Here is a 9,623-nt window from a genome sequence, read left to right as displayed (position 1 = left end):
TCTCAAATGACAGACCGTTAACGGCTTGGAAACCATTAAATGATTTAAATAAATTTTTGACTGAGATCATAATAATTCTCCAATGACCATTCCGTGGAGGGCCTAATATGGTGTTAAATCGATGGTTTTCAATACTTTTTCCAAGCAGTTTATAAAAGTCGTCATCAAATGAGTATTTTATTACTGTGCACTAAGCTATTTTAGCAACCTAGTTGCGATTAGCTTGGCATCACAACCAATTTACCTTATTGTCTTTGCATGGAAAAAATTAAATCATCAGTTTTTATTGCTCCCTTTCAAAGGCCTAGCCGTTATTCAATATTTAAACGAATAGCGAATCTGATTTTGGCCGTTGTGGGTTCTATTGCATGTATCAACCTTTGGCTTATCAGTTCTGAGCAATCGCTAAACTGGCATTCTAAACAAGCCGATCAGTTGGGTGTTAGCTTATCTTCTTTGTCTGGCAACATACTAATAAGTTCGCTTTTAAAAAATGATTTGGATGAGTTAAGCCAACAACTTAATTTTATCGCTGCAGATCCTCATGTTGCCGGTGTGACGTTATTCGACAACAAAGGAAGAGTATTATCAGATAACAACGCCACGTTATCAGTCGTTGATGCCTATAAAGCAAACATTATATCTCCTCTAGTTTTTGTGCAAAACATATTGCACGATCAGCAAGTGATCGGTTACTTGAGCATTATACTGAAGGAAAAAAAAGTGATGGCATACCATAGCGAGTATCAAAAACAGCTCAATCAACAGGTACAAATGTTAATGATATTGGCTGCTATTGCTGGAATATTAATTACTCGCGCATTTTATAAAGTCAGGTATAGACAACTTATTCGCTCATCTAAACAATAGTCTCTTATAAATTTACCAGACCGGTGCTTACGTTTTGCAAACATGCTTGAAGAATTTCTTGCTTAGATTCCTTGCGAAGCGCCATCAAACTATCAAGTACCTCAGGTAAAAATTCAGGGCTATTTCTTTTTCCTTGTCTTCCCATCAACGGCATATCTGGGGCATCCGTTTCTAAGACTAAACAACTAAGGGGCAATTTAGCAATCGTTTTACGTGTCTTATTAGCCCGAGAATAAGTGATGCTTCCGCCGACCCCAATTTTAAACCCTAAGTCGATATAGGTATGTGCTTCTTGTAAACTCCCCGAAAAAGCATGCACAATCCCCCCCTGAATGAACTTATTTGTTTTAAGTATGCGTATCAGTTCATTATGTGTGTTTCTATGATGTAAAATAATTGGTAATGCAAGGTTTTTGGCTATCATCAACTGTTGTTCAAAAACGTATAATTGTAGTTTCCAATCAACATCAATATGACTATCAAGACCGATCTCACCTAAACCGAGTACTTTATTGTGATATTTGTTTAAAAGATTAGTTAGAAGAACTAAATGAATTGGTTCAAAACTATCTAAAAAGTAAGGGTGCAGACCTAAAGCGAACCTGAGTTGAGGATACAATTGGCACATCTCAATTTGTTTTTGCCATTGGCTAGCTTGAGTGCCTGGTATAACAATATTATCTATTGCCAAATTTTTGCAGCTGTTCAGAACCTCGACACGGTCGTGATCAAAACAACTAAAATCAAGATGGCAATGACTATCTATCAACACAATTCACCCAAATAATTAAGGCATTAAACGTTCTGTTTGCCACTTACCTTCGAAATTTTTTGTATAAACAAAACGATCGTGAAGCCTGTGTTCTCCCCCTTGCCAAAACTCGATCTGATTGGCAGCAACTCGGTATCCACCCCAAAATGAAGGTAATGGAACTTCCTCTTTAGCAAACTTAGCAGTGGCATCTGAAAATTTCTGCATAAGTAATTGTTTACTGCCAATAGGGCGGCTTTGCTCTGATGCCCAAGCAGCCACTTGACTAGGTTTAGGGCGAGTCATAAAATATTTAGCCACTTCCACTGAGGTTAGTTGCTGAGCAACACCTAATATTGTGATCTGACGATCAAGCATGGTCCATGGAAAATGCAGCGAAATTTTACTGTTATGACTTAAATCTTGTGCTTTTTTACTCCCGGTATTGGTATAAAAAACGAAGCCTGTTTCATCAAAATCTTTTAGTAACACTATCCGTTGGGAAGGTTGACCTTCTTTATCAACTGTTGCAACAGTCATAGCAGTTGGATCGGCTAAGTTTGCATCGACTGCATTTTGTAACCACTGCTCAAAAAGAGCAAAAGGTTCAGCCGTCAAATCATCAATGTCTAACCCTGCTAAAGTGTAATCTCGGCGAATATCGCTGATTGAACGCATGTTTACCTCTTGTCAAATAATGATAGATATTAATTGTCTAGGCCATAACCTAAGCTACGCAATGCTCTTTCGTCATCAGCCCAGCCTGATTTCACTTTTACCCAAAGTTCTAAATATACTTTTGCATCAAACAACACCTCCATATCTTTTCGTGCTTCCATACCGATGGTTTTAAGGCGCTGTCCACCTTTACCAATGACCATACTTTTCTGAGTATCACGTTCAACTAATATCAAACCATTTATACGATAAATACCATTTTCGGCAAGTAAAAATTGTTCGATTTCCACAGTAATAGAATAAGGTAACTCGTCACCGGTAAAACGCATCAGCTTTTCTCGAACAATCTCAGATGCCATAAAACGACTTGAACGATCTGTGATATAGTCTTCTGGAAAATAAAACTCACTTTCAGGCAAAGTAGATAAAACTAAGGCACGCAACTCCTCTACATTTTTACCTGTTTTAGCTGAGATAGGCATAATTTGCTGGAAGTTATGCTGTTCACCCAACCACTTCAGATGAGGCAACATGGTTTCTTTATCTTTTACATTGTCTGATTTATTAACAATCAACCAACATGGTGAGCCAGATTGTTGAATTTTAGTCAACACCATTTGATCATCATCGGTCCACTTAGTGCCTTCTACTAAAAACAGTACTAATCCAACATCTGCAATTGAACTGGATGCGGCTCTGTTCATAAAACGGTTTATTGCGCGCTTTTCTTCAATATGTAATCCGGGTGTATCGACATACACTGCCTGACGGTCATCTACAGTATCAATACCCATTATTCTATGGCGTGTAGTTTGTGGTTTTCGCGAAGTAATACTGACTTTTTGACCTAGCAATTTATTTAGCAGGGTCGATTTACCCACATTTGGCCGACCAACAATGGCGATCATTCCACAGTGAGTGTTAACTAGTTTCTCTTTATCAGACTGGTTATCTATCATTAATTAATTTCTCAAATGCTTGTTTTGCTGCTTTCTGTTCAGCCCTACGTCGACTATTACCTTTGCCTACTACTGCTTTTTTTAAACCCTCCACGTTACACTCAACATAAAAAGTCTGATCATGTGATTTACCTTTAATCTCAGTGACTTCGTAAAGAGGTAACGGGTGTTTGTTTGATTGAAGATATTCTTGTAATCGAGTTTTATCGTCTTTGGATACAGCTCCTGGATCCAGTGCCTTAAGTCTTGGTCCAAACCAATCTAAAACTAAAGCTTCACATTTATCCATGCCAGCTTCTAAATATATAGCACCAATAATGGCTTCTACTGCATCGGCTAGTATGGAATCTCGACGGAAGCCTCCACTTTTCAATTCACCTGGACCAAGCAGTAATAATTCACCTAACTCAAATTCTCTGGCCACTTCAGCAAGGGTATCCCCTTTAACCAAACTTGAGCGCATTCGAGTTAGCTTACCTTCAGGCTGTTTTGGAAAGCGTTGATACAAAACTTTTGCAATGACCATTCCTAGTATGGCGTCGCCTAAAAACTCCAGACGCTCGTTATGCTGTTTATGGGCACTTCTGTGAGTTAACGCTTCAATTATGTTAGCCTCAAGATCAAAGGTATAACCCAGGCGTTTGTACAAAGGAAGGTATGGGTTAACAAGTAACATTTACTTTATGCTACCCACACGTTCAAATCTTACACCTGTAGGGATCCACCCTGGTACCCAACTACTAGGAACACGATCAAATTCAAAACTAATCCAAATTGCTACCGCTTTGCCTACTAGATTTGCTTCTGGTACAAATCCCCAATATCTCCCATCTTCACTATTATCTCGATTATCCCCCATTACAAAATACTGCCCCTCAGGCACAATCCATTCATCTGACTGCGTTCCTGGTTGAGAATAATAGCGACTTGAGTTAGCTCTGCCTTGAGTGCGATATATTTGGTGGCTGACAACACCCAAATATTCAGTATATTTTTCTAAGGGAGCAAACTGTTGGTAGGCTTCTCCTCTGCTTTTAAACTTCAAATCTATAGTTTGAAAAGGAGCACAGTTTTCGGCAGTATCACATACAGATTTTATTTGGAGTTGCTTATTTCGATATATAACCGTGTCACCCGGTAAGCCAACTACACGTTTAATATAATCTAAGTTTGGTGCAGGTGGAAACTTAAACACTACAACATCTCCGCGCTCGGGTTTACCGACATCAAAAAACTTATTACGCATGACTGGATCTTTAAGACCGTAAGTAAACTTTTCAACAAGAATAAAATCACCTACTAATAAAGTAGGCATCATTGAGCCAGATGGAATTTGAAAGGGTTCATACAAAAATGAACGCAACACCATAACAAAAGCAATTACAGGGAAAATTTGTTGAGCCGTATCGACTAACCAAGGTAATTGAGCGTCCTGTTCTAAAGCAGTTGTTGCAACACCAGGAACATTAGCAATTGCCATTCGTTCGCGACGTTTCGAAGCGAACATTAAACTATCGACTAACCAAATTAAACCTGAGGTAACGGTCAGGGCAACCAAAAAAATTGAAAAATAATTTGCCATTTATTTACCCACCTTTAGAAGAGCTAAAAATGCTTCTTGGGGTAATTCTACGTTTCCTACTGACTTCATTCGTTTCTTACCATCCTTTTGTTTCTGCAAGAGCTTTTTCTTTCGGCTGATGTCACCGCCATAACACTTAGCAATAACGTTTTTTCGCAATTGTTTGATCGTACTTCGAGCAACAATTTGATTGCCAATTGCTGCTTGAATAGCAATGTCGAACATCTGTCTGGGTATAAGTTCACGCAGCTTTTCGACCAGCTGTCGACCACGAGTCACAGCGTGATCTTTATGGGTAATCATAGCGAGTGCGTCAACACGCTCACCATTAATCAAAATATCTAAACGCGACATTTCTGCGGTTTGAAAACGTTTGAAATTGTAATCTAAGGAAGCAAAACCTCGACTTGTCGATTTTAATTTATCGAAAAAGTCCATTACCACTTCAGCCATAGGCAAATCATAACTCACAGCGACTTGTTTACCGTGATAGGTCATACTGGTTTGCATTCCACGCTTTTCTACACATAACGTCATGACGTTTCCAAGATATTGCTGAGGTACCAAAATATGCGCTTCAACTATAGGCTCATGAATTTCTTCGATGTCATTTACAGCTGGTAGTTTAGAAGGATTGTCAACATAGATAGTTTCACCATCTTTGGTGACAACTTCGTATACAACTGTTGGTGCAGTAGTGATCAAGTCCAAATCGTATTCACGTTCCAAGCGTTCTTGAATGATTTCCATATGTAACATGCCTAGAAAACCGATACGAAAACCAAACCCAAGCGCAGATGAACTCTCTGGCTCAAAGAATAAAGAAGCATCATTGAGACTTAATTTAGCTAAAGCATCTCGGAAATCTTCATAGTCATCAGAACTTATAGGAAATAGACCAGCATACACTTGAGGTTTAACCTTTTTAAAGCCAGGAAGAGCCTCAGCTGCAGGTCGTTTCGCCAAAGTTATTGTATCGCCCACTGGGGCACCGTTAATTTCTTTTATCCCAGCAATAACGAAACCCACTTCACCGGCTCTTAACACCCCAGTATCTTTTGGTTTAGGTGTGAAAATACCTACTTTGTCTGCTTGATGAATTCCGCCAGTTGTCATAATTTTGATTTTGTCATGCTTGTGTAACTCACCTTGCATGATTCGTACAAGCGATACAACACCTTGATAATTATCAAACCAAGAATCAACAATCAAAGCCTTTAACGGTGCATCAATTTCACCTTCAGGCGGAGGTATTTGGCGTACAATAACTTCTAGTACATCTTCTATACCTATACCTGTTTTAGCAGAGCATCGTACTGCATCGATTGCATCGATACCCACTATATCTTCTATTTCTTCTGCAACACGGTCAGGTTCGGCTTGAGGCAAATCAATTTTATTGATGATGGGAACGACTTCCATATTCAAATCGATAGCTGTGTAACAATTAGCTAATGTTTGTGCTTCGACACCTTGCCCAGCATCAACGACTAACAGGGCCCCTTCACAAGCAGCAAGAGATCGTGATACTTCATAGGTAAAATCAACATGTCCAGGCGTATCGATGAAATTTAATTGATAGGTCTCACCATCTTTTGCGGTGTAGTTCAAAGTCACACTTTGTGCCTTGATGGTAATACCTCGCTCTTTTTCTATATCCATTGAATCAAGAACTTGCTCAGACATTTCTCTGCTGCTCAGTCCTCCACAATGCTGAATGAGACGATCTGAAAGAGTCGATTTACCGTGGTCTATATGAGCAATAATTGAGAAGTTACGTATGTGCTTGTGTTGCATAGAATTTTTGAAAATTACCAAGTGGATTTGTTTCCAAGCAACTAGTTAAACAAAAAAAGCCGCTAGAGTATGAGACAAAAAATTAGATATACTTAATTTTACAGTTTTATCAATCACTTTGCGACACAACTGAAGCATTGTTTATTGGTTTTATTGGTTTTATTGGAGAAAATGATGCTTATAGTTGTTTGACTTGGATATTGTCTATTTCTAAGGGGAAAACTTTAAGAATACGCGGATGAAAATCTCCTTGATCGGAGTTGCTCAAGAAACGACGCACAAATCTAAATGTAATATAAGTGTTTAAGGCCGAAAACAATATCAACCAACCCTCCGCCATTAATCCTGCTAAAGGCAATATGGATTGTCCGATAACTGCAGACAAAACAAGAGTAAATAATGGTAAGCAATAAACTATTGCGGATGCTTTAAGTAAATTTTCTTCGGGGATACCTAGACTTACCTTTTGACCTACTTCAACGAGTTCGTTTAGTCGAAATCTTAAGGTTTCTCTCTTACTTGCAAAAACTTTTGCTATTGCACCAGTACCACAATTAGATTGAGCCTCACAACTGCCGCAAGTCGACTTGATCTGTGTTTCAACCAATACAAATTGTTGAGAGTTGTGTTGGTCTACAGCACATATCACTCCAATTTCTTCAATCATTTAGTTGTTTTTTCAATTGATTTAGCGATAGCATTAGCCGTAACAGCTGGAAGTTTTCCAATAATCGTTATATTTAAATCTCCATGCTCTATGGTTAATAAAGTATCAGATTGTACCGTACCTACTAGATTATCTTGCGGCTTGTCGTTGTCTTTTTCTTGAAGATACACAGATACATCTATCAGACCATCACTTAACATAATGTACTCTACCACCACACTTGAGCCTGGCAAGCGAAGGAAGTCTCTTTTTTCTATTGTCATACCTTTAGGGATATAGCCAATTGTCCACTCTGAATTAAATTCAGATTTGGGACTAAAACTGACCACATCGGGTAACATTTCGGGTTCGATTTTTGCGAAAAATGGATCAGGCTCTTCAGTTACCTGTAAACTTGTCACCTGAATTTGTTCTAAAAATTTAGCGTTTTGGTCAAACATGTTCATTTTCAACAACAAACCTGTCTCCTGGTCAAGCCAAACATTTATTCCAAAACGGCTCTTATCTTTACTAATTATTTTAATTTGTTGAGCTGCAAGACCTGCAATTCGGCTCCTACCAACCATAATAAACTCATAACCCAACATTAATTTTTCAGGACGTTGTAAAAACTCGCTAGGAAGGGGACCGTTTATAATCGAGGAGTACAGACTATAAGGTGGAACACTAGGCTCAAAGTAACTAACTTTATTTCCAATACGAACCACTTCGCGGCCAGGACCGTTCAAAAGGTTCAGCTGTTCCATTTCAAGGCCAAGCTCATTAACACCATGTCGCCAGAGGTAAGGCTGAGAATCCATACCAGGTTTTAATAAAACAAATGAAACTGTATAATTTAATGTCCTAACAGCATTAGACATCTTGACTAACCATGCTTGCGCGCTATCAAGCGGATAGGAGCTTGTAGATGTAGTGTTGATCTGTTCGTCCAGTGCAAATGTTTGCAAAGGTATAAAAATACTGAACAGAAGGGTTAGTATTATCCCACTGTTCATTTTACTGGGGGATGTTTTCAACAATGTCTGGTTGCGCCTTTTTGTTTTTGTTAGCATTTTTGACATTTGACTCCAGCATTGTAGATTCATCACTACTTATTTGCATCGTCTTAAAACGTAATTGCTGTTTATGGTCGGTCATGTAAGCATTGATCCTACGTCTTTGTTCTACTCCATCGGAGTCTGGGACGTTGCGGACTTGGTCAAAACTTACTGGTGATAGTCCACCTTGAATACCTGGGATAGGCGGAGCAGCATTAAAGGGCTGGTTTACGTTGGCCTGATTAAGCTGTTGAACACCAATTATCATTACCACAGCGACGGAGGCAGCAATAGCCATCTGCCCACCTTGTTTTGCAAAAGGAACAATTTTGATGGCTAATGGTATATCGCGCCAAGTTTTCTTTGGAGCTAATATTGCGGGTTCAGCTTCTAAAGCTTGTGCAACTTTGTCAGCAATATCGAAATGAATATTTACTGGTAGCTCTTTGCGTAAGCCATCACGAATAAGATGATAGCTTTTCCATTTTAGTTGTAAATCAACATCATTTCTAACCGCATCCAATATATGACTATTCGATGAACTAGAAGTGATATGTTCGCCATCAACTAGGGCTGATAAATTTTCAAATTTTTGCGACATATAATATGGTTCCCGCCAATTTAATTTCTACTTTGATTAAAATCAATCATTCATCAACAATGGTTGAACAACTTTATCTAATGCTTCTCTAGCTCTGAATATTCTAGACCTCACGGTACCTACTGGGCAGTCCATGATATTAGCAATATCTTCGTAGCTTAGACCTTCAAGTTCACGCAAACTTATAGCCATGCGTAAATCTTCAGGTAACTTTTCCATGGCCTCAAACAATAATTTTTCCATTTGTTCAGACATTAAGCTTTTTTCGGGTGAATTATTTTCTTTTAATGCATCACTACCATCATAATAATCTGCTTCATCAGCATCAACATCACTTGCTGGAGGTTTTCTTCCCTGTGATACCAGATAGTTTTTGGCACTGTTAACAGCTATTCTATACAGCCATGTGTAAAAAGCGCTATCACCTCTAAAATTTGGTAAGGCTCTGTAAGCTTTAATAAACGCTTCTTGCGTCACATCTGCCACATCCCCTGAATTTTTAACATATCTGGAAACTAAATAAGATACTTTATGCTGGTACTTTGTTACCAACAACCCGTAAGCGTTTTTGTCTCCGCGTTGTACTCTTTCAACGATTTGTTGATCTGCTATCTGCTCGCTCATTTCGAGCCCTTACTCCTTTGCGAAAATATACTTCGGCTCATGCTAGCAATACTATTG

11 protein-coding genes are annotated in these 9,623 nt (G+C 38.7%); 1 reads left to right on the top strand and 10 read right to left on the bottom strand.

The window, feature by feature from the left end; all coding sequences use genetic code 11:
* The first annotated feature begins 258 nt into the window (after positions 1–258).
* On the top strand, positions 259–870 hold the full coding sequence (locus QZ562_RS16860) for a hypothetical protein (RefSeq protein WP_293762717.1): 612 nt from the start codon (positions 259–261) through the stop codon (positions 868–870).
* Between the two features lie 4 nt (positions 871–874).
* Here the strand turns inward: QZ562_RS16860 and QZ562_RS16855 are convergent, their stop codons facing one another.
* The 10 genes from QZ562_RS16855 to rpoE form a co-directional block, all read right to left on the bottom strand.
* Positions 875–1,642 (bottom strand): TatD family hydrolase, encoded by a 768-nt coding sequence (locus QZ562_RS16855; RefSeq protein ID WP_293762715.1) that lies wholly within the window; start codon positions 1,640–1,642, stop codon positions 875–877.
* Positions 1,643–1,657: 15 nt separating this feature from the next.
* Positions 1,658–2,299: a pyridoxamine 5'-phosphate oxidase gene (gene pdxH, locus QZ562_RS16850; protein WP_293762712.1), complete on the bottom strand. Its 642-nt coding sequence runs from the start codon at positions 2,297–2,299 to the stop codon at positions 1,658–1,660.
* Positions 2,300–2,328: 29 nt separating this feature from the next.
* Entirely contained in the window at positions 2,329–3,258 is a 930-nt protein-coding gene (gene era / locus QZ562_RS16845; protein ID WP_293762710.1) for a GTPase Era, read from the bottom strand.
* Positions 3,248–3,934 carry a ribonuclease III gene (rnc, locus tag QZ562_RS16840; protein ID WP_293762708.1) on the bottom strand — a complete coding sequence of 229 codons (687 nt, stop codon included), beginning with the start codon at positions 3,932–3,934 and terminating at the stop codon, positions 3,248–3,250. The genes era and rnc overlap by 11 nt, the downstream gene beginning before the upstream one ends.
* Positions 3,935–4,840 carry a signal peptidase I gene (gene lepB, locus QZ562_RS16835; RefSeq protein ID WP_293762706.1) on the bottom strand — a complete coding sequence of 302 codons (906 nt, stop codon included), beginning with the start codon at positions 4,838–4,840 and terminating at the stop codon, positions 3,935–3,937.
* Positions 4,841–6,637 carry a translation elongation factor 4 gene (lepA, locus tag QZ562_RS16830; protein ID WP_293762704.1) on the bottom strand — a complete coding sequence of 599 codons (1,797 nt, stop codon included), beginning with the start codon at positions 6,635–6,637 and terminating at the stop codon, positions 4,841–4,843.
* Positions 6,638–6,815: 178 nt separating this feature from the next.
* Positions 6,816–7,304 carry a SoxR reducing system RseC family protein gene (locus tag QZ562_RS16825; protein ID WP_293762702.1) on the bottom strand — a complete coding sequence of 163 codons (489 nt, stop codon included), beginning with the start codon at positions 7,302–7,304 and terminating at the stop codon, positions 6,816–6,818.
* On the bottom strand, positions 7,301–8,365 hold the full coding sequence (locus QZ562_RS16820; protein ID WP_293762699.1) for a MucB/RseB C-terminal domain-containing protein: 1,065 nt from the start codon (positions 8,363–8,365) through the stop codon (positions 7,301–7,303). The genes QZ562_RS16825 and QZ562_RS16820 overlap by 4 nt, the downstream gene beginning before the upstream one ends.
* Positions 8,301–8,942, bottom strand: coding sequence for an RseA family anti-sigma factor (locus QZ562_RS16815; RefSeq protein ID WP_293762696.1), 642 nt, complete (start codon positions 8,940–8,942; stop codon positions 8,301–8,303). The genes QZ562_RS16820 and QZ562_RS16815 overlap by 65 nt, the downstream gene beginning before the upstream one ends.
* Before the next feature lie 42 nt (positions 8,943–8,984).
* Complete coding sequence (gene rpoE, locus QZ562_RS16810; protein ID WP_293762694.1) at positions 8,985–9,566, bottom strand: RNA polymerase sigma factor RpoE; 582 nt, start codon at positions 9,564–9,566, stop codon at positions 8,985–8,987.
* Positions 9,567–9,623 lie beyond the last annotated feature (57 nt).

The organism is uncultured Paraglaciecola sp., from assembly GCF_913058035.1.
GTDB lineage: Bacteria > Pseudomonadota > Gammaproteobacteria > Enterobacterales > Alteromonadaceae > Paraglaciecola.
Note: the sequence above shows the minus strand (reverse complement) of the source record. Positions and strands in the feature narration are given on the sequence as shown.